Genomic DNA, 26,140 nt, shown 5'->3' on the forward strand with positions numbered 1-26,140 from the left:
TCATATCCTTTCCGCCTAGTGAGAAAAGTAATGTTAGTAAAGGAAAAGGATGTGGCATCATGCAGAACCCATTTGTTCCGCAGCTTGTATATATAGAACCGAGGGCGCTGGAATATCCGCTAGGCCAAGAATTACAAGAAAAATTTGAGAATATGGGCATTGAAATCAGAGAAACAACATCCCACAATCAGGTGCGTAATATTCCTGGGAAAAATCATCTTCAGCAATATCGCAATGCGAAATCAACTTTAGTTATCGGTGTCCGGAAAACATTAAAGTTTGATTCATCCAAACCCTCGGCTGAGTATGCTATTCCGTTTGCAACAGGCTGCATGGGGCATTGTCATTACTGCTACCTGCAAACAACCATGGGATCAAAGCCGTATATCAGAACTTATGTAAACGTCGAAGAGATTTTAGATCAGGCAGATAAGTATATGAAGGAGCGCGCACCAGAGTTCACAAGGTTCGAAGCATCATGTACGTCAGACATTGTAGGAATTGATCATCTGACACACACACTGAAGCGCGCCATTGAACATTTTGGCCAAAGTGATCTCGGAAAGCTCCGATTTGTAACGAAATTTCATCATGTCGATCACCTATTAGACGCAAAGCATAACGGGAAAACGAGATTCAGATTCAGTATTAATGCCGACTATGTGATTAAAAACTTTGAGCCGGGAACTTCACCTCTTGATAAGCGGATAGAGGCGGCAGTAAAAGTTGCAAAAGCAGGCTACCCGCTAGGCTTTATTGTTGCTCCGATTTATATTCATGAAGGCTGGGAAGAAGGATACAGACATCTGTTTGAAAAGCTTGATGCTGCTTTGCCGCAGGACGTTAGACATGACATAACGTTTGAATTAATTCAACACCGTTTTACAAAACCGGCCAAACGAGTGATAGAGAAAAATTATCCGAAGACGAAGCTCGAATTAGATGAAGAAAAGCGCCGTTATAAATGGGGACGCTACGGGATTGGAAAATATATTTATCAGAAAGATGAAGAGCATGCACTTCGAGAAGCACTTGAATCCTATATTGATACCTTTTTCCCTAACGCGAAAATTGAATATTTCACTTAAACGGGCTGTTGTGATCAACAGCTCTCTTTTTATAAAAAGGATTTTTCCATTCCATCAAAACGCCGTAATTCAATGATTCTTTATCCTCTACATAATTGCTGACTACACGAATAGGTGAACGCCCGCAACGGAGGAGAAAGGACAGTACAGGGTCGTTTTTCCTGCCTTCCATCACATCTTCAACGTACTGAACAGCGCTGATCTCGTGTGCGTATTTATGATATAAAGGAATGCGGCCGCCGCCGAGAAGGCGCTCCAGTCTCTTATCAACAGTCAGCTCATACATCGTATTCATCAGCCATTTTCCGATTCCAAGCTTTCGATAATGAGGAGAAACAGAAATATCCACTACATATAAAGTATTTCCATGAGGTTCATGATTTTTAATCGATCCGTTGTCTGTTGCTTGCGCCCATGTATGGTCAGGAGATTCAGGCTCAAATTGTACAATAAGAGCAGTCATGGAACCGATAATTCTGCCATTGATGAGCGCGCATAAAGCGCCTTCCGGAAAGGTTTTGATATGGCTGACAAGCTGATCCTCTGACCACAGCAATTCCTGGGGAAACGGAGGAGGGAAACATTCTTCTTGAAGAGAAATCAGCCTCTCGATGTCAGTCTCAGTGTAGTTTCTGATGGTCAGAGCCTCAAATTTTCTGCCGTCGTGCACATACATTTGTTTTAGTATGATCATCACTCTCCTTATGTTGTTTCATTATAACGAAGATTGAATTTTCAGTAAATATATTCCGATTTTCTTATAATTTATTTTTTGATTATTCATTTTTCAAACGAAAGGGCCGATATAGAAATTAGGAGGGGATTGGTTTGTTTAAAAAACTTCACATGAAGATTGCTGTTTTTGTTTCGATTATGTTAATCGTCACAGTTGTTCTTTTAATGCTGTCTTCTTATTTGACGCTAAAACCGATGATTACAGAGGATGGGAAAAATACAACTCAAAACGTGACGCAGTCACTTGAACAAAATATTGAATTGCAATTAAAGAGTTATGCCATTTCGTTATCAAGATTGGCTAATGGGGAATTAACGCATACATTTGTAACGAAACCAAGTAAAGAAGCTGCTCGGCTGTTTCACGATGACATTAAGCAAATCAAAGATAACGATGATTATGTTGCGATGGCTTACATAGGCACCGCAAAAAAAGAAATGTTTACATATCCAAAAGCGGATTTTGCTGAGGATTATGATCCAACATCAAGACCATGGTATAAGCTTGCAGCTGAAACCCCGGATCAAGTTGTTTGGACGGAACCTTATAAAGATGTCGTGACAGGAGACATGATTGTTACTGCATCGAAAGCGATCTTAGACGGGCAAAAAGTGATAGGGGTTGCCAGCTATGACTTGAAACTCTCTGCTATCCAGAGTATGGTCAATAAACAAAAGGTGCCTTACAATGGATTTGCCTTTTTAGCTGATGCGAGCGGCAATCTTTTAGCCCATCCGTCAAATCAAGGAAAAAATATATCAAAGGATCAAACACTGCAAACCATCGCATCCGAGAAACAAGGGATACAAGATGTGAATGGGAAAATGGTTGTGTACCAAACGATTGGCGAAACGGGCTGGAAGGTCGGAACGCAGTTTGATACCGATCAATTAATGTGGATTTCAGATAAAATGAATCGGGCAAATCTTTGGATATCATTGATTGCGCTTATCATAACAATTATTCTCAGCTACTTCCTGGCCAAAACGATAACCGGTCCGATACAGCAGCTGATCGCAAAAACGAAAGCTGTTTCCGCAGGCGATTTAACAGTGCGCGCGGAATCAAAATCCAAGGATGAAGTCGGTATTTTAACAAGAGACTTCAATCTGATGGTTGAAAATATGAAGGAAATGGTTGAGCAAGTGAGACTCTCTTCAGGGAAAGTAGCTGACACCTCTGAACAATTAACGGCTGTCTCTGCCGAAACAAATGAAACAAGCGGACAAATTGCAAAAGCGATTGAAGAAGTAGCCGCAGGGGCATCGGAACAGGCTTCTGAAGTTGAAACCATTAATGAAAAATCGGAAAGCCTGTCAACGAAAATCAGGCAAATCGCTGAGGAGGCAGGCGGAATTAAAGAACGCTCAAAATCGTCCGAGGATGCAAGCTATAAAGGACTTGACGCGCTCGGCCAGCTGCTGATGAAATCAAACGAAGCCAATATGGAAACGAAAAAGGTTGAAACGATGCTGCTGGATTTGGAAAATCAAACTAAGAATATTGAAGAAGTCGTTACAGCGATTTCAAACATATCTGATCAAACCAACTTGCTTGCCTTAAATGCCAGTATTGAGGCAGCCAGAGCCGGAGAAAGCGGGCGCGGTTTTGCCGTCGTAGCCGATGAAGTGCGGAAGTTAGCTGAGCAATCAGCCCTTTCTACAAAGCATATCAGTGAGACTGTGAAGCTTATCCAGCTTGAGACAAAAGAGGCCTCTCACGCGATGGTTGAGGCAAGCAGAATGAATGATGAACAAAACAGTGCCATTCACGAAACTGGAGAGGTATTAAATACGATAACTGCAGAAATGCAGTCACTGGTACAAGGTATTGATCACATTTACGCGGAAATTCAAAGAATGAGTGAAGAACAGCTTGCGATTTCTGAAGCTATTCAAAGCATTTCAGCCATATCACAGGAATCAGCTGCCGCAGCAGAGGAAGTGAACGCATCAACCGATGAACAGCTTGTCACCCTTGATAAAGTCAAACACTCAACGGAAACACTAAAGCATGCAAGCCAAGAGCTTATGAACACAATTGCAAAATTCACATTGTAATCCAATTACATCCCCAAACATCATTTGTTTTGGGGATTTTTTATTTTATAAGATGAATAGATATGGTAGTCTAAAAAATGAAGGAAAAATGATAAATTTTAACTAAAATCAAAACGAAACATCTGGGAGGAATGACCTTGAAAAAAACAATTGGTTTTATCGGTCTTGGAGTGATGGGAAAGAGCATGGCATCACATATTCTGAATGATGGCCACCCTGTTTTGGTGTACACCCGGACAAAAGAAAAAGCAGAAAGCATACTTCAAAAAGGCGCGATCTGGAAAGATACGGTCAAAGAACTTTCGAAAGAAGCGGATGTCATCATTACAATGGTCGGCTATCCCAGTGATGTTGAAGAAGTGTATTTCGGAAGCAATGGAATTATTGAAAACGCAAAAGAAGGCGCATATCTTATTGATATGACGACATCTAAGCCTTCGCTTGCGAAGAAGATTGCTGAAGCGGCCAAAGAAAAAGCATTGTTCGCTTTAGACGCTCCTGTTTCCGGTGGAGACGTCGGTGCACAAAACGGAACACTCGCGATTATGGTCGGTGGAGAAAAAGAAGCTTTTGAAGCCTGCATGCCGATTTTCTCTTTAATGGGAGAGAATATTCAGTATCAAGGGCCGGCTGGAAGCGGACAGCATACCAAGATGTGCAATCAGATTGCAATTGCAGCCGGTATGATCGGTGTTGCTGAAGCGATGGCTTATGCCCAAAAATCAGGCCTAGAGCCGGAAAATGTTCTGAAAAGCATCACAACGGGCGCAGCCGGAAGCTGGTCATTGTCAAATCTTGCTCCCCGTATGCTGCAAGGCAACTTTGAACCGGGATTTTATGTGAAGCATTTTATTAAGGATATGGGAATTGCACTAGAGGAAGCAGAATTAATGGGGGAAGAAATGCCAGGCTTGTCGCTCGCAAAATCCTTATATGACAAGCTAGCTGCTCAAGGTGAAGAAAACAGCGGAACACAGAGTATATATAAGCTTTGGGTGAAATAAAAAAAGATTGCCTGTACGAAACAGGCAATCTTTTTTTATTATTTTCCGATGAATTGTTGTGTCCAGATGCTTCCAGACTCAACGTAGCCAACACCGATGTGAGTAAAGTTAGGGTTTAGAATGTTTTTTCTGTGTCCTTCACTGTTCATCCAAGCTTTTACTACTTCTTCAGGTGTCTTTTGGCCCTTCGCAATGTTTTCACCTGCTGTTTTGTAGCTGATTCCGAAAGATTTCATCATATCAAACGGTGAGCCGTATGTTGGGCTTTGGTGATCAAAGTAGTTTTTGTCCTTCATATCCTGAGATTTTGCGCGTGCAGATTTGCTTAACGTTTCATCAATTTGAAGCGGTTTTAAGCCTTGTTTTTGTCTTTCTGCATTTGTAAGCTCAACAACTTTTTTCTCATATGCACTTACAGATGAAGGTGCAGATGTTGTTGTGTTTGTTTTTTCAGCAGTTGCGGGTGCTTTAGAAGCAGTGTTTTGATCAGCAGCTGCTTTTTCAGTAGTCTTTTGTGCAGGTTTTGCCGTTTCTGTCTTTTGAACATCCTGAACTTTCACGTTAGATTGCTTCGCATGTTTTTGAAGAAGCTGCTTAATCTCTTTTTCGTTTGCAGCGTTTAACGTTTTGATATTTGTGTTAATATGCAGTTTTTTCACTGCATCGTTAAGTGACATGTTTTGTACTGTGTTCCCCGTTTTTACTGTAACCACAGGCTGGCAGGAGAGTTCTTTCGCTGATGCTTGCTGTACGCCCCCGAATGTGAATAATCCAACCGCAGCGGCAGCAGATAAAATAAATGCTTTCTTCATTAGTTCGTAACCTCCTAGAGTTGTTTGTTTCTACAGAAAAATCATAACATAGCTTTTTTGTCATAAAGATTCCAGCACTTTCCTTTGACAAATAGAGATTGTCATTTTCGTAAAGTAAATCCGTTGAATCACTAAGAATAAGGGAATCAGCGGTATATATGATTTTATCGTACCGTTACATAGCTTCCTTTTTTTTGAACCGTTAGTTATATTTTAATGTGTTTTTATATTGACAGCTTTTTTTACTCCTTTTCGCTGTAACAACTATTACAAAGGTGTTACAATTAATCTCAGTATATGTAAATATATTGAATGATTTGAGAGGGGTAACCAGAAGTGACTGAAATAGGACGTGAACCAAAGAAAAAGAGCAAAGGAAACAGAGCAATCAGAATGAACCTTTTTTTCCTAGCTGTCTTTGTTCTATTCACTGCATTAATTTTTAAGCTCGGGGTTGTTCAAATAGTTGAAGGCGAACAGCATGAAGAAGACGCTGAGAAATCAAATGCAAAAACAGCTTACTATCCTGCGCCTCGCGGGAAGATGTACGACAGAAACCAGAAAGTTGCTGTCGACAACCAGAGCGTTCCAGAAATTGTGTATGTATCAACATCTAGCACAAAAACAGAAGATAAAATCAAAACAGCGAAGCGGCTTGCTTCTTTCATTCATATTGATACCGAATTTTTGAAGGAAAGGGATCTTCGTGATTACTGGATCGCAGCTCATCCGAAAAAAGCCGCCGCTCTGCTTAAGGAATCAGAAAGCAATCTGAAAGGAGACCAGGCTTACAAGCTTCAAATAGAGCGTGTTCCGGATCAAGAATTAAAGGCTATTCAGCAAGATGACGAAGAAATGGAAACTGCTGCGATATATACAAGGTTTTCAAGCGGAAATGCTTACGAACCTCAAATCGTAAAGGCAATGAATCCAAATAAGAGCAATAGCAATGGAAAAAACGGAGCGCTGCTTGATGAGAAGAAAAACTCCTCGCAAAGACCAAAAAATGACTTAACATATGATGAAATTTCCATTGTTTCTGAGCATTTAGAAGAACTTCCGGGAATCGATATCGTAAACGATTGGACACGAAAATATCCTTATGACAAAACCCTTTATTCTGTTTTCGGGGGCGTCACGACACCTGATCAGGGCCTGCTGAGCGACCGGAAAGATTTCTACTTAACAAGAGGCTATGCGAATAATGACAGAGTGGGAAAAAGTTATTTAGAGTATCAATATGAAGAATATTTAAATTCGCATAAAGAAAAAGTGGAATACGTAGAAGATAATAAAGGAAATGTCGTCAGCCAAAAAACCATTGATAAAGGCAGCAGGGGATACGATCTTCAGCTTTCTTTTGACATGGAGCTTCAGGCAAAGGTAGAAAAGATCATTGAAGAAGAAGTACGAAACAGCCGTGCACGCGGAAATTACATGCTTGACAGAGCCTTTGCCGTAATGATGGACCCGAATAACGGCGATATTTTATCAATGGCAGGGAAAAAGATAGATTTAAAAACCAACAAAATTGAAGATTATGCGATAGGGGCATTTACCACCCAATATGAAATGGGATCAGCAGTAAAGGGGGCCACCGTGCTAGCCGGCTATCAGGACGGGATTCCGCATTATAAATATTTTGTTGACATGCCACTGTATTTTGCAGGAAACGGTAATAAGCCTAAGAAGTCCTATATGAATATGGGAACTATTAATGAATTAACGGCATTGCAAAAAAGCTCAAACGTATACATGTTTAATGTCGCCATGCACATTGCCGGTGTCACATACAAGCCGCATGGACCTCTTCCTGCTGACCAGAAGGATTTAAACAAAATGAGAAATTACTACAGCCAATTTGGCCTGGGAGTAAAGACAGGTATCGATCTGCCGCAGGAATCAGCCGGTATGCAAACTACACCTGATGCGGTAGGGGGGTTAATTTTAGACTTGGCCATTGGACAATACGATACATATACACCGCTTCAAATGGCTCAGTACATCTCATCAATTGCCAATGGGGGGTACCGCATTCAGCCAAGAATTGTTACAAGTGTTCATGAGCCCAGCAAAAAAGAAGGCCTTGGGAAGACCATTGAACAAAGAAAGCCAAACATTCTCAACAAAATTAACAACTCAGAAAGTGACATTCAGCAGGTGAAGACTGGAATGAAGCTCGTTACCACTTCGGGAACAGCTAGAAATACGTTTGCAGAGGATGTTTCCGGAAAAACAGGAACTGCGCAAACATTTTATTACGGAACAAATCGTAATTGGTGGGGAAAAAGCACGTACAATCTAACATTTGTCGGCTATTATCCGTCAAAAAATCCAAAAGTGGCTTTCAGTGTTGTTGTTCCTTCTGTAGCGAACGACCACGACCCGATCAACAAACTCATTGCCAAAAGAGCTATTCACGCCTACGCAGAGCTCGAAAAAAAACACAGTAAAAAATAAAAAACAGGGTGCACAACTAAAAGATTGTGTGCCCTTTCTTTTATTCAAAAATTGACGTTCACCATAAGAATAGAAGGAGAATACTCATTTTCTAGCGAATCATACTAGGTAAAAGTCAATCTGTATATGTCGAAACACGATGATCATGCAAAGGAGGGATTCTGTGGAACAGGATACGCAGCATGTTAAACCACTTCAAACAAAAACCGATATTCATGCAGTCTTGGCCTCTAATGGACGCATCATTTATATATCTGCCAACTCCAAACTGCATTTGGGCTATCTCCAAGGAGAGATGATCGGATCATTCCTCAAAACGTTTCTGCATGAGGAAGACCAATTTTTGGTTGAAAGCTATTTTTATAATGAACATCATCTGATGCCGTGCACCTTTCGTTTTATTAAAAAAGATCATACGATTGTGTGGGTGGAGGCTGCGGTAGAAATTGTTACGACAAGAGCTGAGCGGACAGAACGGGAAATCATTTTGAAAATGAAGGTTCTTGAAGAAGAAACAGGCCATCAATCCCTAAACTGCGAAAAACATGAAATCGAACCTGCAAGCCCGGAATCGACTACATATATAACGGATGATTATGAACGGTTGGTTGAAAATCTCCCGAGTCCGCTATGCATCAGTGTCAAAGGCAAGATCGTCTATGTAAACAGCGCGATGCTCTCAATGCTGGGAGCAAAAAGCAAGGATGCTATTATTGGTAAATGGTCCTATGAATTTATTGAAGAAGAATATCATGATATCGTGAAAAACAGGATTATACGAATGCAAAAAGGAATGGAAGTCGGAATGATTGAACAGACGTGGAAAAGGCTTGATGGCACACCTGTTCATTTAGAAGTGAAAGCATCCCCGACCGTCTACAAAAACCAGCAGGCTGAGCTGCTGCTGCTGATCGATATCTCTTCAAGGAAAAAATTCCAAACCATCCTGCAAAAAAGCCGTGAACGATATCAGCTGCTGATTCAAAATTCCATTGATACCATTGCGGTGATTCACAATGGAAAATGGGTGTTTATGAATGAATCGGGAATTTCCCTGTTTGAAGCGGCTACCTATGAGGACTTAATTGGCAAAAACATATACGATCAGCTGCATCCTTGCGATCACGAGGATGTAAAAGAGAGAATCCAAAATATCGCCGAGCAAAAAACAGAATCTGAAATTGTCAAGCAATCCTGGTTCACCTTTCAGAACAGGGTCATCTATACGGAGATGGTCTGCATTCCGACGACCTTTTTTGGTGAAGCGGCCGTCCAGGTCATTCTTCGGGACATCTCAGAGAGAAAACAAACAGAAGAATTGATGCTGAAATCGGAAAAATTATCAATCGCAGGCCAACTCGCGGCGGGAATCGCCCACGAGATCCGCAACCCGCTTACAGCGATCAAAGGATTTTTACAGCTGATGAAGCCGACAATGGAAGGAAACGAGCATTACTTTGATATTGTGTTTTCTGAACTCAGCCGCATTGAATTAATACTCAGTGAACTGCTCATGCTGGCGAAACCTCAGCAAAATGCTGTCAAAGAATATTTGAACTTGAAAAAATTAATTGGTGAGGTCTCAGCCCTGTTAGAAACACAGGCAAATTTAAATGGCATTTTTATCAGAACCAGCTATGAAAAAGACAGCATTTATATAAACGGGGATCAAAACCAATTAAAGCAGGTATTCATTAATTTAATCAAAAATGCAGTTGAATCAATGCCTGATGGGGGAACAGTAGACATTATCATCACGGAAGATGAGCATTCTGTTCATGTTACTGTCAAAGACGAAGGGGAAGGTATACCTGAAAAGGTACTAAACCGGATTGGAGAGCCATTTTTAACAACAAAAGAAAAAGGTACGGGGCTTGGATTAATGGTGACATTTAATATCATTGAAAACCATCAGGGAGTTATACATGTGGACAGCCATCCTGAAAAAGGCACAGCGTTTAAAATTTCATTTCCAAAAAAATAAAACAACGGCTTAAACGCCGTTGTTTATCGTCTGCATGGCTTCACGTTTTTTTAATACAAATAATTCTAAACGGTCCAGACCTTCTCTCAGCGTGTCCAGCGAGTACGCAAAAGACAATCTTACATATCCTTCACCATATGTTGAGAACGAGCTGCCCGGCACGAGTGCCACACCAGCGTCTTCCAAAAGAGCCATACTAAAATCAAATGAAGTCATTCCAAATGATTTAATAGAAGGGAAGATATAAAACGCACCGGACGGTTTAACTACGTCAAGTCCCATGGAAACAAGACGGTCATAAACATAGTCGAGACGTTTTTTGTATTGTTCTCTCATAATCAATGCGTCGTCAAAGCCGTTTGTGACAGCTTCAAGCGCGGCTTTTTGAGAAATGGATGAGGCGCACGACACATTGTATTGATGAACCTTTAAAATGTGCTTTGCAATGTCTTTCGGTGCGAATAAAAATCCAATTCTCCAACCAGTCATGCTGTGTGATTTTGACAAGCCGTTAATGACAATTGTTTGATCCCGCAAATGGTTTGCGATGGAGTAATGCGGTCTGTCATATGTTAATTCACTGTATATTTCATCGGACAATACGAAGACATTTCTGCCTTTTAAAAGGGCTGCGATGCTTTTCAGTTCTTCTTCAGATAAAGTCACGCCGGTAGGATTTGACGGATAAGGAAGCACGACACACTTGGTGTTGGGTGTCAGAGCATCTTCAATCAGCCGGGCGGTAAGCTTAAAGCCGTGTGACGTAGTATCAACAATGACAGGCTTGGCCCCGCACAAATTGATAATAGGTTCATAGCCCGGATAAATAGGCCCTGGCATAATGACTTCATCACCGGGAGATAAAATCGTCCGGAATGCAGCATCAATGGCTTGGCTTGCGCCTGTTGTGATGATAATTTCAGATTCAGCATCATAGTTGAAATCCGCTTTTTTCTTCATATAAAGCTGCACAGCTTGTCTCAGCTCCAGGTAGCCGGCATTCGGAGTATATGACGTCACGTTTTCATCAATGGCTTTTTTTGCGGCAGCTTTCACATGATGCGGTGTGAAAAAATCAGGCTGGCCGATTGTAAGTGAAATGACGTCTTCGTGTTGGGCTACAAGATTCGAGAATTTGCGTATTCCTGAAATTTCGATCTCTCTTGCTTTCGGATTCAGCAAATGTTCCATAATTCATCACCTTAACAAATATAATGAGTTTATCCTATTTTACCACTAGCTGATCATTTGTCACCTTTTTAACTGATATATTTCGATTGTATGCGCCTTTTTTCTAAACATACCTTTCTTTTCAGAAAAAAAGAAGACAACCAGCGATTTGATTGTCTTTATTGTATCATGTTCTATTATTGTTTATATGTGCCAATTTCATTAATAGCCATAATCAAAATGAAGGTCTTCGTGCCAAATCAGATACGGAGGATGCTCTTCTTGAAGGTCAGCTGATTCTTTCTTCATATTCAGGTAAGTTTCTTCACTGATATCCTCTAAAACAGTCATTTCGTTTTCTTTAAATATTACTAAGGTACCCATTATTTACACCCTTCTTTGGAAAAATCCTTGACTATTTTATCACTGTTAGTTGGAAAGTCAATGGTTATTAGGAAAAAAGTTTCTTTTTTGAGGAACGCGGCTTGTTGCCTTCGGAATTCGATTTTGAAGAGCTGCCATTCACTTTTTACAAATTACGCCGATATATACAGTACAATACTGAATGCGAATAGCGAGGGATTGAATTGTCGTTACAACAATACGAAATTTTATTGGATTCTGGTACAAATGAATTAGAAATTGTGAAGTTTGGCGTGGGTGAAAATGCTTTCGGAATTAACGTCATGAAGGTAAGAGAAATTATTCAGCCTGTCGAGGTGACATCAGTGCCTCACTCCCATCAGCATGTAGAAGGAATGATTAAACTCAGAGGAGAAATTCTCCCTGTGATCAGTCTCTTCTCATTTTTTGGAGTAGAGCCTGAAGGATCAAAAGATGAGAAATATATCGTGACTGAATTTAATAAACGGAAAATTGTTTTTCATGTCGGCTCTGTTTCTCAAATTCACAGAGTATCCTGGGAAGCGATTGAAAAGCCGACATCGTTAAATCAAGGAATGGAGCGGCACCTTACCGGGATTATTAAGCTCGAAGACCTGATGATCTTTTTGCCTGACTATGAAAAAATTATTTATGACATTGAATCAGATTCAGGTGTTGACACGTATAATATGCATACCGAGGGCTTCGATGAAAGAAGAACTGATAAAAAGCTTATCATTGTAGAGGACTCACCGCTTTTGATGCGCCTCTTGCAGGATGAATTAAAAGAAGCAGGGTACAACAATATCGCTTCGTTTGAAAATGGAAAAGAGGCATATGAATACATTATGAACCTTGCTGAAAACGAAACTGATTTATCAGAACAGATTGATATGATCATCACTGATATTGAAATGCCAAAAATGGACGGACACAGGCTCACAAAGCTGCTGAAGGAAAATCCGAAAAGCTCAGATGTGCCGGTTATGATTTTCTCATCGTTAATTACGGATGATCTGCGTCACCGCGGCGAAGTTGTAGGCGCAGATGAGCAAATCAGCAAGCCTGAGATCAGTGATTTGATTAAAAAAGTGGATACGTATGTTATTGAATAAATAAAAACAGCCGTTGCCAGAAAGAGGCACGGCTGTTTTTATTTTAAAAGTAACTCTCGCCAAGTTTTTTAAAGACCGGTTTATGGTAAGCTGGCTGCTGGCGATTTGGCACTAGCGGCTTTTCTTTCATGCCGACATATTCTTGCAATAGGTGTTTCGCTTTTGTTAAAGACATTTGAGCTTTAGGATTTCGGTACGATTGATTAAGTGTACCTAAATGCGGAAGATGTTCGAAGTCTTCTTTAGTTGGAGGCATGTGAAAATAGTAGTCTCCGATTGAGATAAGCACGTCCGATTGCTGTTGGCTGAACCTTGGATTTTTTGAAAAATGAAGCCCTATTTTCTTTCCTTTACCTTCTTTGACAAGCTTTTGCAAAGCCCGTTTTTTCAGCAGATATAGGTATTTAGGGTTGGGGGCGGTTTTTGCATGGCGGTTCACAGTGTAAACTGCTTTTGAAAGATTTTCTACGGTTGGCTGCAGATCTTTCGTATATGCATGGTCGTCCATTATTTCTCTCCTTTGCTTTTATCAATTTCTATATGTTTAGATTATACTTTTTTAAAGTTGAAATGCAAATATTGAATGTAAAAATGCGCTTTTTTCTAAGAAAAAAAGCGCATTTTTAACCTGCATTATACAGATCTTGCCTTCTTTTTCGGCTGTTCTTGAAATGCTTCCTGAACATTCACTTCCACAGCCTGAGCACTGTATTTTGGCAGTGCAATAAAATAAAAAATAAAAACGAGCAGGATAATAACACCCATGCCGTAATAAAGATAATCAATGTTTGAAACAAACTTAGGGAATAACAGTGCGACTAAGCCAAGTGTCAAAGACTGTGCAAACATCATAAAAGGGTCCTGCATGCCGCTTACACGTCCCATCAGTTTGGGATGAACAATTTTGGGCATCCACCCTCCGATTGCAATGTTGATCGGTCCGATGCACATTCCCAGTGCAAAAGCTGCCGCGTAATACACCCATAAAATATTGGTGTAGCCGAGGACGAAGATCAGCAAACCTGCAATGAAAATCGGTATCGACATTAAAAAGTGCGGCTTCACTTTTTTAGAGATGATCGTGCCGATTACGCTGCCTGCCAGCAGCCCAAACCCGAGTGCGATCGTAAATACAGACGTATGCCACTCATAACGGTCAGGCGCCAATCCATATTTCATTGTAAACATCGGCAATACGGCGAATCCTCCATTGACAAATCCAAAAATGAAGAAGCCAAAAATAAGAGATGCCAGCAATTTGTTTTTTAAAATATAGAGGATGCCTTCTCTAAAGTCATTTATTGAATCCTTAACAGAAGTCTTTCTCCAGCTGAATGCACCGTTTGGCTGTCGGGCTTCTTTTGGAATCCGGCAGCTGCGGATCAGCAGCCCGGAAATGATAAAGCTGACAAAATCAAGAATAATGGCGCCTTCAATACCGATGGTGTTGTACATAAACGCGCCTATACCGACTCCAAACACCATAAAAATGCTAAAAAGCATCTGATTAAGCCCTGCCGCTTTCGCATAATGCTCCTTCGGCAGAATGGCTTGTACTAAACTGTTTTCTGCCGGGAAGAAAAACTTTGTTACAGCGCTTCTGATAAATAAGATACAAAAAACAAGAGGAATATTGCCGGTAAATAAAGTGAAAAAAAGCACGACAGTCAGGCCTGCTCTGATCCAATCACAATTTTCTGCCACCTTTTTTCTGTCAAACCGGTCTGCGACGACTCCCACGATCAGAAATACAAATATGGTCGGAAGAGAATACATCAGCTCCGCCAAGGTCGTATATGAAGGCTGGCTGCTGAATCGGTCCAGCAAAAAAAAAGCAAAGGCCATGTTGCCTACTGTCGTGCCCATTTGAGAAGCGAGTGCTGCGAAAAATAGACGAACAAAATTACGATTTTTAAATATATCCATAAAAACGCTCCTTACCCTAAAGGTCCCACTTTATCATATTATAAACCGCCTGTTTTTGAAACAAATAAGAAAACATTACCGGTTAATCGTGACTCTTGTTCCGTTTGGCACAATTGAAGCAAGTTCGATCACGTCTTTGTTATGCATGCGAATGCAGCCTTTAGAAACAGCCTTACCAATCGAAGCGGGATTATTCGTCCCATGTATTCCGTAGTGCTGCTTTGAAAGGCTCATCCAATAAGCGCCAAATGGGCCGCCGGGATTGCGCTGGCGGTTAATAATGTAAAACTCGCCAGTAGGCGTTTGCGTTAGTATTTTACCAACGGCGATGGGATAGGTTTTCATTACCCGATTATTTAGGAACAGCGTAAGGGTCTTCGCTCCGATTGAGACTGCGATATGATACGGAATTGTATAAGGGTCCGGCAGCCCGGGGATGACTATGGACTGTCCCGCTGTGAGCCCTGCCTGCAGTGACGGATTAGCCTGGAGTAATGCAGCCGTGCTGATTCTGAAATCAGCCGCGATGCTGTTCAGTGTATCACCTTGCTTCACCTGGTACGTAAGCAGTTTCCTCATCCTCCTTTTTTACTTATAAGTATTGATGAGGAGCCCATCCTGCTACATTAATTTGTGCTTTTTAAGGTGAAGACAGTGATTTCAGGCTTGGCCAGTAACCGCAAAGGCAGCCTGGTCATCCCGAGGCCTCGGTTTACGTAAATATGAGTGCTGCCCGTTTGATACATTCCCTCTGTGTAGACTTTTCCATATGGAGGCGTAATAATCGGTCCGTAAAAAGGCAGCTGAATCTGGCCGCCGTGTGTATGGCCGGAAAGCTGAAGGTTCACGGGATAATCTGTTGTTTTCAAGGCCGCATCAGGTTCATGGACGAGAAGAATGGAAAAAAGTCTGTCGCTCAGCCTTGAAAGGGTGCCTTCATAATCTGGGTTTCCCAGCATTAAGTCATCAAGCGAAGCAATCTCGATTTTGCTGCCATCTGCGAGTGACAATGTTTGATAGCCATTGCGATATACCGTGAAACCTCCGGCCGTCATCAGGCTTTTGTAAACGGCAGTTCCATAACCTCCGTGATCATGATTGCCGTAAATACAAAGCTTGCCGAAGGGAGCATTAAGCTTTCTCAATAATGGAATGACTGCCTGGTGGTGCTGGTACGTATCAGGATTATCGATAATATCACCTGTAAAAACAATGAGATCAGGTTTAGATTCATTAATTGTAAGAATGACAGTTTTTAAGTCTTCGAGAGTAAAGTAATCACTCAAGTGTGCATCGCTGAACTGCACGATTTTAAAACCGTCAAATCCGTGCGGGATGAGAGAGCTTTTTATTGTGTGTTCGGTTGTCTCGATCATATGCGGCTCGAGATACCTGGCATAGCCATATCCCCCGCCGGCCGTTAAAGCCCCGGCAGCAAGAGCGCCGAACATTCCTTTTAGAAATTGTCTTCTGGACATCTTTTTCATTTCAAACCAACCTTTAATAGAGTTTTTCTATTATATCATCTGTATCTGATAAAAATCTCATATGAGCATGTGCTGACAGAGGCAGGGATATAATGATAGAATATTATTGAATGAATACTCATTCACAATTGGAGGGATAAACATGGAAAAAAAGGCGGTAATTATTACCGGCGGGTCAAGCGGCATGGGAAAAGCGATGGCAAAAAAACAGGCTGAGTTAGGGTGGCACGTTATGGTGACAGGGAGGAACCATGAAGCACTTGAGGAAACAAAAAAAGAAATTCAGACCTTTGAGGGACAGGTCGCTTGTTTTCAAATGGATGTCCGTTCCGATTCCGCCGCTTCAGACATGATTAAAGAAGCGATAAAAGCCTTTGGCCGGCTTGACGCGCTGATTAACAACGCGGCCGGAAACTTTATTTGTCCGGCAGAAAAGCTGACGCCCAATGGATGGAAAGCCGTTATTGAGATTGTTTTAAACGGCACATTTTTTTGCAGCCAAGCAGCGGCAAGGCATTGGATTGACCAGAAGCAGCAGGGTGTCATTTTAAATATGGCAGCCACGTACGCTTGGGGAGCGGGAGCGGGGGTCGTTCATTCCGCTGCAGCCAAAGCAGGGGTATTGTCACTGACAAGAACGCTGGCCGTTGAGTGGGGGAGCAAGTACGGCATCCGCACAAACGCGATAGCCCCCGGACCGATTGAACGAACAGGCGGTGCGGAGAAGCTATTTGAATCGGAAAAAGCGATGGCCCGCACGATGAACAGTGTGCCGCTCGGCCGATTGGGCACACCGGAGGAAATCGCCGCTTTGGCAGCGTTTTTGCTTTCTGATGAAGCATCCTATATAAACGGGGATTGTATCACAATGGACGGAGGGCAATGGCTGAATCCTTATCCGTTTTAAAGAATATTAATCTTTGGATTCAATGTGGTATAATCAGACAAAGATAGAGAAGCAGGTGATAACATGTTGGATCCACTTGATATTTTAACGAACATTGATGATGTCCTTCCATATTACCAGGCGATTTTCAGTGCCGAGGAACAGAAGGTTGTCGGATATGAGGTGCTTGGACGAATTTTGGCAGATTCAGAAATCCAAAGTCTCGGGCCCTTCTTTTTAGATGCGGGGATACCCGAAGAATATAAATTAGAGGTTGATAACAGAATTATCCGCCAGGCTCTAGACCGCTTTTTAGATGCGGATTCTGATCTGCTGATTTTTATGAATCAGGATGCCAATCTGCTGATGCTGGATCATGGTGAAAGCTTTCTGGAGCTTCTGAAAGAATATGAAGCGAAGGGAATCGAACTCCACCGTTTTGTGCTTGAAATTACAGAGCACAATTTTGAAGGGGATATTGAGCAGCTCTACCATATGCTTGCATACTATCGTACATACGGAATTAAAATCGCAGTTGACAACATCGGAAAAGAAAGCAGCAACTTGGACAGAATCGCGCTGCTCTCACCAGATCTGTTAAAAATCGATTTGCAGGCGCTGAAAGTGTCACAGCCGTCACCGTCATATGAGCATGTGCTGTACAGCATATCTTTATTAGCAAGAAAAATCGGTGCGGCGCTGCTGTATGAAGACATTGAGGCGAACTTCCAGCTTCAGTACGCCTGGAGAAACGGAGGCCGCTATTTTCAGGGCTATTACTTGGTGTCTCCATCTGAAACGTTTCTAGAGAGAGATGTATTGAAACAAAGACTTAAAACTGAATTTCACCAATTTATCACACATGAGAAAAAGAAACTGGAGACCGTCTATGAGCACTCTGAACAGTTTTACAAACGAGTGCATCAGGCTGTGACCTCTTTGAGAAAAAACAATCTGTCTTCTGATGATGACTTTATTAAAAAGCTGGCGGAAGAGCTGACAGATTGCAGCTTCAGGATTTACATGTGTGATGAAGAAGGCGATCAGCTGACGGGAAATGTGTTTAAGCAAGACGGAGAATGGATTTATCAGCCGGAATATGCGGAAAAGAACTGGAGCTGGCGCCCTTATTTTCTGGAGAACATTATGAGAATGAGAAATCTCAGAAAAGGTTTTTTCAGTGATCTGTACAGTGATTTGGAAACAGGTGAAATGATCAGAACGTTTTCGTATCCGATGGAGGATCAGGTGTATTTATTTATAGACTTGCCTTATTCATATTTATATGAGCAGGATGGATTGATTTAACGGCTGAAAGGCCGTTTTTTTATGAATTGAAAAAAATATCAAAAAACGATTGACATTGATACTGAGAATCATTATCATTTAATTATAGAGAGAAGCTACTCTCTGTTCCCCAACCCCTCTATCAGATCAAGATCCGAAAAAACTTGGCGCTACCCCCGCCAAGTTTTTTATTTGTCAAAGCATAGGACAATCCAATGAAACAATAAACCTAACTAGTGGTAAACGTTTAACACGGGGAGAAACATTCAGTGCCGAACACCCCTGACACTGCTGCACGGGTGAGGAGGAAAATTCGTTCTGAAATGATTATTTATTTCAGGTCCGTGTTTACTCTATCCAGCATGACTCCCATTGATTATGGCCACGCGGGACTTCACCATAAAATTCAAAAGAAGGTTTTGCCAAAGTTGCAAAAAGGCATTCTTAATGCTGCCAAAGATTCGAAAAAAATTATAATTGTGTGCATGACATTCAAAAAAAGCCTCAAACTAAAGAAAAATAGTTTTTTTCACTTTTTTTCTTTGCTTAAATTCAGCAGTGAAAATGCCATCCTGTCCGACTTTATGGTATGATGCTCAATAGAACTTGTATTATAATAAATACTTGTTGATTTGAAGTTGCTTTTTGAAAGGAGTCTTTTTTTAGAATGTCACAATTAATGGGTATCATCACACGGCTGCAAAGTCTGCAAGAAACAGCGGAAGCGGCTAACGAGCCAATGCAGCGCTATTTCGAAGTGAATGGTGAGAAAATATGCAGTGTTAAATATTTCGAAAAAAATCAAACGTTTGAACTGACGGTTTTCCAAAAAGGTGAAAAACCTAACACATATCCGTTTGATAATATCGACATGGTTTCCATCGAAATCTTTGAACTTCTTCAGTAAGATTCCTGAAATAGGGGGGAACAAGCTTCCGCCTTTGCAAAAGTAATCGAAATAAACGGTAAGGAACATACTTGTTTCATGGTTGTAAATCCTTGAAAAGGAGTGTCGTGATGGCTGATTCTTTTCTGTTTTATAATCTTTCAGAAGCACAGATGACCTTTCAAGATGTGATGGAACGGCTTAAAGCCTTTGTTCAAAAGGACCCCCGTTCTTCTTATGTGTTATCGATCGGAACCGATTCACAGGTTTACCGCGATTACACAAAGTTTATTACCGCATTGCATTTGCATCGTACAGGCAAGGGAGCTTGGGGCTGCTTGAAAAATCATACAGTCGACAGACCCATACATAGCCTTCGGGAGAAGATTTCGTTAGAAACGGCGTACAGCCAAGAAACGGCCGCTCATATTCTTGATGGACACTTAATGGATATTACCGATCTGCTCCTGCCCTTTACCGGTGAGGGGGCGGATCTTACCTTTGAAGTTCACTTGGATATTGGGAAAAAAGGGCTTACAAAAGATCTGATCCAAGAAATGACTGGACGTATTACCTCCATGGGGATTGAGGCCAAAATAAAGCCGGATTCATACACTGCCTTCAGCTATGCAAATCGTTTCACAAAATAATTTGGCTGAAAAGCCAAGGTAAATGTCGAATTATGCGGTTGACGTTTGTTATCTGATTACTTATTCTAGCGGTAGAGCTGAAAGTAAGTTGTCTTGCTTTCAGAGGTATTCAGTATAAAACAGGGGGCCTGATTGCGAATGAGTCTTATCGGTGAACGATTTACAGAAGAAGAACAAAAACTTCTGCTGAATATCCTGATCAACCATGAGTATGCCATCGAGCTATTAAGCAGTGAGATCAACGATATAGAGACAGGGACCAAAAACGTTGACGGAACCACCTACAAAAAACTTGTAACGCTATACGACCGATTTCGATTTGAAAATTAATGGGACACCCTATAATTGATACTCCACAAAGAGTATCTTTTTTATTGAAAGGAAACTTTTCGACAAATACTGATAAAGTTTATATTATTGCAATATAGGGAATGTATTGATGATGAAAATGAAAAGGGGTCGAAAACATGATAAGCTTACAATCAGATCAACTTCTTGAGGCAACAGTCGGACAATTTATGATTGAGGCGGACAAAGTAGCGCACGTGCAAGTCGGAAATAACCTTGAGCACGCATTATTAGTATTGACAAAAACCGGATACACAGCCATCCCGGTTCTGGATCCTTCCTACCGTTTACATGGCTTAATCGGGACAAATATGATCATGAACAGTATTTTTGGACTTGAGCGAATTGAGTTTGAAAAGCTTGACCAAATCACTGTTGAGGAAGTCATGCTGACCGACATTCCGCGCCTTCATATCAATGATCCGATTATGAAGGGATTCGGCATGGTCATTAATAACGGATTTGTCTGTGTTGAAAATGACGAGCAGGTATTTGAAGGGATTTTTACGAGAAGAGTCGTTTTAAAGGAATTGAATAAGCATATACGCTCGTTGAATAAGTAGGCTGTACGGCCTATTTTTATTATATAGCCAGAGCGAAAAAGAAAGCGCATACATAATTTAAACGAGAATAGGGCTTGAATAAGAAACTAAGATTTTATTAGAATGGGAGATAAGAAAAACTTATTGATAACAAAAAGGAGGACGACATGCAGCTTCAAGAGCTTCATATGCTCGTAGTTTTAGCTGAGGAATTAAATATGAGAAAGGCGGCAGAACGGCTTTTTGTATCTCAGCCGGCTTTATCTCAGCGCTTACAAACCATTGAAAAGGCGTGGGGAACAAAAATCTTTTTAAGATCCCAAAAAGGATTAACGGTAACGCCCGCCGGTGAGAAAATCATTCAGTTTGCGAATGATGTGACATTAGAGCAGGAAAGAATAAGAGAAAATATTGACGAGCTTGAAGGTGAAATTCACGGCACATTGAAGCTTGCCGTCGCCTCCATAATCGGTCAGCATTGGCTCCCTAAAGTCCTGAAGACGTATGTGGAAAAGTATCCGAATGCAAAGATCTCGCTCATAACCGGGTGGAGCAGCGAAATGCTGAAAAGCTTGTATGAGGATCAGGTTCATATCGGCATTATAAGAGGCAACCCTGAGTGGAAGGGGCGCAAAGATTACTTAATGACAGATCATCTGTATTTAGTAGATACTGAAATTTCCTGCATCGAAGATATTGCCCATACAGAACGGCCGTTTATCCAGTTTAAAAGTGACAGTACTTATTTTCAGGAAATTCAGCACTGGTGGCATCAAAAATTTAAAACGTCGCCGAAACAGACGATATTGGTTGATCAGATTGAAACGTGCAAACAGATGGCGCTGCACGGAATCGGTTATGCTATTTTGCCGTCTGTTACCCTTCAAAATGAAGATAAAGTGAATAAAATGCCTCTTTTAGACATGAAAGGGCATCCGATTGGTCGGGATACATGGTTATTAGGCTATGAGCCTGCCTTTGAACTGAAACAAGTCCAAGCTTTTGTACAAGTGATAAAGGATATGCTGGATCAGGAAAATCCATTTTAAAGACAGCGAGGTGCTGTCTTTTTTTTATTTAGCTGTTGACAATGAAAATCATTATCATTTAAAGTGATACATATGATATTGAAAATCATTATCAATTAATGGGGTGATAACATGGCTAAAGCCTTGATTACATATGCCAGCATGTCAGGAAATACAGAAGACATTGCCTTCATAATAAAAGATACGCTTCAGGAATATGAGTTGGATATCGATTGTGTCGAGATAGACGATGCGGATGCGTCTGCTTTAACCTCCTATGATTATGTACTGATTGGCACCTATACATGGGGGGACGGCGATTTGCCCTACGAAGCGGAGGATTTTTTCGAAGAGGTCAAACAGCTTCAGCTTAATGGTTTAAAAACAGCCTGCTTCGGGTCTGGCGATTATTCTTATCCAAAGTTTTGCGCAGCGGTGAATTTGTTCAATGCCATGCTGCAAGAGGCGGGAGCTGCTGTTTACCAGGAAACACTAAAAATTGAATTAGCGCCTGAAACAGATGAAGATGTGGAAAGCTGCCGAGCGTTTGCGAGAGGTTTTCTTGCATGGGCAGATTATATGAACAAGGAAAAAAGCCATGTTTCATAAAGGAGCAACTGCTGTTACGGCATCGGCGTTTTCTGGATATTTTGTGGCGGTACAAAGAGAAGGCATTTTTCATTATTCTTTGGAGCAGGGCTGGAGAAAGCTTTTTCGTTTGAAAAGTAAGATACACTGTATCAGCTACATAGGGCCTTACTTATTTGGCGTCGGTGAAAAGGGAACAGTCATTCGTTCGGCTGATGAAGGGAAAACCTGGACGATGTCGAGCTTTCCGACAAATGCAACAGTGTGGGCGATTACCGGCAGAAACAACGGGTTTGTCTGCGCCCACGGTAAGCATTGTATTTATGTATCGGATGATTTTGGTGTCTCATGGCGCGTAGCCAAACCTTTTGCCGAATTTCATAATCCCCCTGTTATCCGGTCGTTATGCCTTCACGGGGGCAATCTTTTTATCGGCACGCAAATACACGAATATTTTGGCGGCATTTGGGCTTACGACATTAAGCGTGACACTGTCCAAGTTGTCAAAAAAGAAAAAAACCGGATGACGGCATCCATGCTCGTGTTCAATGAAAATTGGCTGGTGGCGGCGATGGGTTCTGTGAAAGGAAAGCACGGTGCTGTCACTGTACGAAATCTTTTGAATGGTGAAGAATTTATCATTCAATCCAGCATGATCAGAAAAGAAGAGTCATTTCTTGATCTTTCAGAGGATGATGGAATTATATATGTCACTACAACACAAGATGAAAACGGTTTTTCGAGAATTTACCAGGCTGATCTCGAAGCCCGGTCGCTAAAATGGTTCGATACCATTAAGGGACATGGATGGAGAGTGGCCAATCAGAAAGAGAATTTCTTTTGCGCAGGCTTGTATGAATGTAAATTTGTCCAGCCGTACGAAGTTTCAGCAATGATTCATTAGAGGAGGAACAAGGAATTGGCGAAGATTTTGCTTGTTTATGCAACAATGTCAGGCAACACTGAAGCAATGGCAGATTTAATTGAAAAGGGGCTTCAGGAGGCGGAAGCAGAAGTAGACCGTTTCGAAGCAATGGATATTGATGATGCCCAGCTGTTTACCGATTATGACCATATCATAATGGGAACCTACACGTGGGGAGACGGAGATCTGCCTGATGAATTTTTAGATCTTGTTGAAGACATGGAGGAGATTGATTTTTCCGGTAAAACATGCGCTGTATTCGGTTCCGGTGATACAGCATATGAATTTTTCTGCGGAGCGGTTGATACGCTCGAAGCAAAAATAAAAGAATGCGGTGGCGACATTGTGCTGCCTTCGGTAAAAATCGAAAATAATCCAGAAGGTGACGAAGAGGAAGAATTAATAAACTTTGGGAGACAATTCGCAAAGAAAAGCGGATGCGCTGTCTGATCACTCACTGGGAACTGCTAAAACGGCTGTTCCTTTTTTTCTTGTCTTTGTATCTTTCCTTTGATACAGTAATGAGGTAGAAAATCAGGAGGAGGACTATACATATGAAAATGATGGACGCAAATGAAATTATTTCATTTATTCAAAATAGTACAAAATCAACACCTGTAAAGGTTTACGTGAAAGGTGAGCTGGAAGGAATCAATTTCGGCGAATCTGCGAAAGCTTTTATCAACGGAAACACTGGTGTCGTTTTCGGTGAGTGGAGCGAAATCCAAACAGCAATCGAAGAAAACCAAAGCAAAATCGAAGACTATGTGGTTGAAAATGACCGCCGCAATTCTGCGATCCCAATGCTTGATCTTAAAAACATCAAAGCGCGTATCGAGCCGGGCGCGATCATCCGCGACCAAGTTGAAATCGGTGATAACGCAGTCATCATGATGGGTGCTTCTATTAATATCGGTTCAGTCATCGGCGAAGGCACAATGATTGATATGAACGTTGTGCTTGGCGGACGAGCTACTGTCGGAAAAAACTGCCATATCGGCGCGGGTTCTGTACTTGCGGGCGTTATTGAGCCGCCATCCGCTAAACCGGTTGTGATTGAAGACGACGTCGTAATCGGCGCAAATGCTGTTGTGCTTGAAGGTGTAACAGTAGGTAAAGGAGCTGTTGTTGCTGCGGGAGCGATCGTGGTAAACGACGTTGAGCCATACACTGTTGTTGCAGGCACACCAGCTAAAAAAATCAAAGACATTGATGAAAAAACAAAAGGCAAAACTGAAATCAAGCAGGAATTACGCCAGCTGTAAGGAAAAGTTTGATAAAAAAGGCGTGGATAATATATCCACGCCTTATTCGTATAGGCAGGAGGAATAGAAATGAAGAAAGAGGAGCTCATCGCAATTCGCAGAGATCTGCATCGTATACCGGAGCTTGGATTTCAGGAGTTCAAAACCCAGCAGTATTTATTAAATGTCTTGGAACAATATCCGCAAGACAGAATTGAAATTGAGAAATGGCGAACAGGGCTTTTTGTAAAAGTGAACGGGACAGCGCCGGAAAAAATGCTGGCGTACAGAGCGGATATCGATGCGCTTTCTATAGAAGAGCAAACTGGTCTTCCATTCGCATCAGAGCATCACGGCAACATGCACGCCTGCGGTCACGATTTGCATATGACAATTGCACTCGGCATTATTGATCATTTTGTTCACCACCCAGTCAAACATGATTTGCTTTTTCTGTTTCAGCCGGCAGAGGAAGGGCCAGGCGGTGCGGAACCAATGCTTGAGAGCGATGTATTAAAAAAGTGGCAGCCTGATTTCATCACTGCGCTTCATATTGCTCCAGAGCTTCCGGTAGGCACCATTGCGACAAAAAGCGGCCTTCTATTTGCGAATACATCAGAGCTAGTCATCGATCTGGAAGGCAAAGGGGGACATGCGGCATATCCGCATTTGGCTGAGGATATGGTTGTAGCAGCAAGTACACTTGTCACCCAGCTGCAAACGATTATCTCCAGAAACACAGATCCGCTAGACAGTGCTGTTATTACAGTTGGTACCATTACCGGAGGCTCGGCACAAAATATCATTGCGGAAACGGCCCACCTGGAAGGCACGATCCGCACGCTTTCTGAAGAATCGATGAAACAGGTAAAGGAACGGATTGAAGATGTAGTGAAAGGAATCGAAATCGGATTCCGCTGCAAAGGAAAAGTGACATATCCGTCTGTATATCACCAAGTTTACAATACGAGCGGATTAACAGAAGAATTTATGTCTTTTGTTGCTGAACATCAACTGGCGACAGTAATTGAAGCAAGAGAAGCAATGACTGGAGAGGATTTTGGCTACATGCTGAAAAAATATCCCGGCTTCATGTTCTGGCTCGGCGCTGATTCTGAACATGGGCTTCATCATGCTAAGCTGAATCCCGATGAAAATGCGATAGAAACAGCGGTTAATGTCATGACAGGTTATTTTTCTGTTTATGCCAATTAAGTACAAATGAAAGAATAAAATTCCATAAAATGAGCACTCTAGTAAACGGAGGTGTTCAAAAATGGCTAAAAAAATTGGAATTGAACAATCATTATCAGATGTAGAAGCTGCTTTAAAAGAAAAAGGATATGACGTTGTAATGATGAAAAGCCCTGCTGATGCTCAAGGCTGTGACTGCTGTGTCGTAACAGGTCTTGATAATAATGTGCAAGGGATAGCCGATACGGTAACACAAGCACCTGTCATTACAGCTTCCGGGATGACGGCTGAAGAAATTTGCAGCGAAGTTGAAAGCAGAATTCAGTAATATAAAAA

Annotated in this window: 27 protein-coding genes; 19 read left to right on the forward strand and 8 right to left on the reverse strand. The window is 41.6% G+C overall.

The window, feature by feature from the left end:
* The first annotated feature begins 59 nt into the window (after positions 1–59).
* Complete coding sequence (gene splB, locus WA279_RS05215) at positions 60–1,088, forward strand: spore photoproduct lyase (protein ID WP_003232425.1); 1,029 nt, start codon at positions 60–62, stop codon at positions 1,086–1,088.
* Here the strand turns inward: splB and WA279_RS05220 are convergent.
* On the reverse strand, positions 1,081–1,782 hold the full coding sequence (locus WA279_RS05220) for a GNAT family N-acetyltransferase (protein ID WP_014479647.1): 702 nt from the start codon (positions 1,780–1,782) through the stop codon (positions 1,081–1,083). The genes splB and WA279_RS05220 overlap by 8 nt on opposite strands.
* Positions 1,783–1,916: 134 nt before the next feature.
* On the opposite strand from WA279_RS05220, the gene mcpC reads away from it, so the two are divergent.
* The gene (gene mcpC, locus WA279_RS05225; protein WP_336154563.1) at positions 1,917–3,884 is read left to right on the forward strand and encodes a methyl-accepting chemotaxis protein McpC; all 1,968 of its coding nucleotides are present in this window, start codon (positions 1,917–1,919) and stop codon (positions 3,882–3,884) included.
* Positions 3,885–4,021: 137 nt separating this feature from the next.
* Entirely contained in the window at positions 4,022–4,888 is an 867-nt protein-coding gene (locus tag WA279_RS05230; RefSeq protein ID WP_336154565.1) for an NAD(P)-dependent oxidoreductase, read from the forward strand.
* 38 nt (positions 4,889–4,926) lie between these two features.
* Here the strand turns inward: WA279_RS05230 and WA279_RS05235 are convergent, their stop codons facing one another.
* Entirely contained in the window at positions 4,927–5,700 is a 774-nt protein-coding gene (locus WA279_RS05235; RefSeq protein WP_024573418.1) for a CAP domain-containing protein, read from the reverse strand.
* 336 nt (positions 5,701–6,036) lie between these two features.
* Here WA279_RS05235 and WA279_RS05240 point away from each other — a divergent pair, with 336 nt between their 5' ends.
* Together WA279_RS05240 and kinA are read left to right on the forward strand one after the other, a co-directional pair.
* On the forward strand, positions 6,037–8,160 hold the full coding sequence (locus WA279_RS05240; RefSeq protein ID WP_038427627.1) for a peptidoglycan D,D-transpeptidase FtsI family protein: 2,124 nt from the start codon (positions 6,037–6,039) through the stop codon (positions 8,158–8,160).
* Positions 8,161–8,323: 163 nt separating this feature from the next.
* Positions 8,324–10,144 carry a sporulation histidine kinase KinA gene (gene kinA, locus WA279_RS05245; RefSeq protein ID WP_015252197.1) on the forward strand — a complete coding sequence of 607 codons (1,821 nt, stop codon included), beginning with the start codon at positions 8,324–8,326 and terminating at the stop codon, positions 10,142–10,144.
* Between the two features lie 9 nt (positions 10,145–10,153).
* Here the strand turns inward: kinA and WA279_RS05250 are convergent, their stop codons facing one another.
* The gene (locus WA279_RS05250; protein ID WP_014476653.1) at positions 10,154–11,335 is read right to left on the reverse strand and encodes an aminotransferase A; all 1,182 of its coding nucleotides are present in this window, start codon (positions 11,333–11,335) and stop codon (positions 10,154–10,156) included.
* A gap of 201 nt (positions 11,336–11,536) precedes the next feature.
* Positions 11,537–11,698: a hypothetical protein gene (locus tag WA279_RS05255; protein ID WP_003245246.1), complete on the reverse strand. Its 162-nt coding sequence runs from the start codon at positions 11,696–11,698 to the stop codon at positions 11,537–11,539.
* 203 nt (positions 11,699–11,901) lie between these two features.
* On the opposite strand from WA279_RS05255, the gene cheV reads away from it, so the two are divergent.
* Positions 11,902–12,813 (forward strand): chemotaxis protein CheV, encoded by a 912-nt coding sequence (gene cheV / locus WA279_RS05260; RefSeq protein ID WP_014476655.1) that lies wholly within the window; start codon positions 11,902–11,904, stop codon positions 12,811–12,813.
* A gap of 43 nt (positions 12,814–12,856) precedes the next feature.
* Here cheV and WA279_RS05265 read toward each other — a convergent pair whose 3' ends face one another.
* From WA279_RS05265 to WA279_RS05280, 4 genes are all read right to left on the reverse strand, one after another.
* The gene (locus WA279_RS05265) at positions 12,857–13,321 is read right to left on the reverse strand and encodes a YkyB family protein (protein ID WP_003232406.1); all 465 of its coding nucleotides are present in this window, start codon (positions 13,319–13,321) and stop codon (positions 12,857–12,859) included.
* A gap of 125 nt (positions 13,322–13,446) precedes the next feature.
* Complete coding sequence (locus WA279_RS05270) at positions 13,447–14,739, reverse strand: MFS transporter (protein WP_014479656.1); 1,293 nt, start codon at positions 14,737–14,739, stop codon at positions 13,447–13,449.
* Positions 14,740–14,814: 75 nt separating this feature from the next.
* Positions 14,815–15,309, reverse strand: coding sequence for a L,D-transpeptidase family protein (locus WA279_RS05275; protein WP_123373645.1), 495 nt, complete (start codon positions 15,307–15,309; stop codon positions 14,815–14,817).
* A gap of 56 nt (positions 15,310–15,365) precedes the next feature.
* On the reverse strand, positions 15,366–16,226 hold the full coding sequence (locus WA279_RS05280) for a metallophosphoesterase (RefSeq protein ID WP_336154568.1): 861 nt from the start codon (positions 16,224–16,226) through the stop codon (positions 15,366–15,368).
* Positions 16,227–16,368: 142 nt separating this feature from the next.
* Here WA279_RS05280 and fadH point away from each other — a divergent pair, with 142 nt between their 5' ends.
* From fadH to WA279_RS05345, 13 genes are all read left to right on the forward strand, one after another.
* The gene (gene fadH, locus WA279_RS05285; protein ID WP_015383534.1) at positions 16,369–17,133 is read left to right on the forward strand and encodes a 2,4-dienoyl-CoA reductase; all 765 of its coding nucleotides are present in this window, start codon (positions 16,369–16,371) and stop codon (positions 17,131–17,133) included.
* 63 nt (positions 17,134–17,196) lie between these two features.
* The gene (locus WA279_RS05290) at positions 17,197–18,420 is read left to right on the forward strand and encodes an EAL domain-containing protein (RefSeq protein WP_336154570.1); all 1,224 of its coding nucleotides are present in this window, start codon (positions 17,197–17,199) and stop codon (positions 18,418–18,420) included.
* A gap of 646 nt (positions 18,421–19,066) precedes the next feature.
* On the forward strand, positions 19,067–19,306 hold the full coding sequence (locus WA279_RS05295; protein ID WP_003218671.1) for a YkuJ family protein: 240 nt from the start codon (positions 19,067–19,069) through the stop codon (positions 19,304–19,306).
* A 110-nt stretch (positions 19,307–19,416) separates the two neighbouring features.
* The gene (locus WA279_RS05300; RefSeq protein WP_003232389.1) at positions 19,417–19,935 is read left to right on the forward strand and encodes a ribonuclease H-like YkuK family protein; all 519 of its coding nucleotides are present in this window, start codon (positions 19,417–19,419) and stop codon (positions 19,933–19,935) included.
* 132 nt (positions 19,936–20,067) lie between these two features.
* Positions 20,068–20,265, forward strand: a complete 198-nt coding sequence (abbA, locus tag WA279_RS05305) for an AbrB antirepressor AbbA (protein ID WP_010886502.1) — start codon at positions 20,068–20,070, stop codon at positions 20,263–20,265.
* 137 nt (positions 20,266–20,402) lie between these two features.
* Positions 20,403–20,846: a cyclic-di-AMP-binding protein CbpB gene (gene cbpB, locus WA279_RS05310; RefSeq protein WP_003218674.1), complete on the forward strand. Its 444-nt coding sequence runs from the start codon at positions 20,403–20,405 to the stop codon at positions 20,844–20,846.
* Positions 20,847–20,992: 146 nt separating this feature from the next.
* Positions 20,993–21,874: a transcriptional regulator CcpC gene (ccpC, locus tag WA279_RS05315; RefSeq protein ID WP_003232387.1), complete on the forward strand. Its 882-nt coding sequence runs from the start codon at positions 20,993–20,995 to the stop codon at positions 21,872–21,874.
* A 111-nt stretch (positions 21,875–21,985) separates the two neighbouring features.
* Complete coding sequence (locus WA279_RS05320; RefSeq protein WP_251187057.1) at positions 21,986–22,462, forward strand: flavodoxin; 477 nt, start codon at positions 21,986–21,988, stop codon at positions 22,460–22,462.
* Complete coding sequence (locus tag WA279_RS05325; RefSeq protein WP_128992759.1) at positions 22,452–23,345, forward strand: WD40/YVTN/BNR-like repeat-containing protein; 894 nt, start codon at positions 22,452–22,454, stop codon at positions 23,343–23,345. Before WA279_RS05320 ends, WA279_RS05325 begins: the two co-directional genes overlap by 11 nt.
* A 15-nt stretch (positions 23,346–23,360) precedes the next feature.
* Positions 23,361–23,816: a flavodoxin gene (locus tag WA279_RS05330; protein WP_041334138.1), complete on the forward strand. Its 456-nt coding sequence runs from the start codon at positions 23,361–23,363 to the stop codon at positions 23,814–23,816.
* Positions 23,817–23,920: 104 nt separating this feature from the next.
* On the forward strand, positions 23,921–24,631 hold the full coding sequence (gene dapD, locus WA279_RS05335; protein WP_003218680.1) for a 2,3,4,5-tetrahydropyridine-2,6-dicarboxylate N-acetyltransferase: 711 nt from the start codon (positions 23,921–23,923) through the stop codon (positions 24,629–24,631).
* A 69-nt stretch (positions 24,632–24,700) separates the two neighbouring features.
* Complete coding sequence (locus tag WA279_RS05340) at positions 24,701–25,825, forward strand: N-acetyldiaminopimelate deacetylase (RefSeq protein WP_335388452.1); 1,125 nt, start codon at positions 24,701–24,703, stop codon at positions 25,823–25,825.
* Positions 25,826–25,886: 61 nt separating this feature from the next.
* On the forward strand, positions 25,887–26,132 hold the full coding sequence (locus tag WA279_RS05345) for a YkuS family protein (protein WP_003232382.1): 246 nt from the start codon (positions 25,887–25,889) through the stop codon (positions 26,130–26,132).
* Positions 26,133–26,140: the final 8 nt, after the last annotated feature.

The sequence above is a fragment of the Bacillus sp. 204(2023) genome, from assembly GCF_037027505.1.
GTDB lineage: Bacteria > Bacillota > Bacilli > Bacillales > Bacillaceae > Bacillus > Bacillus subtilis.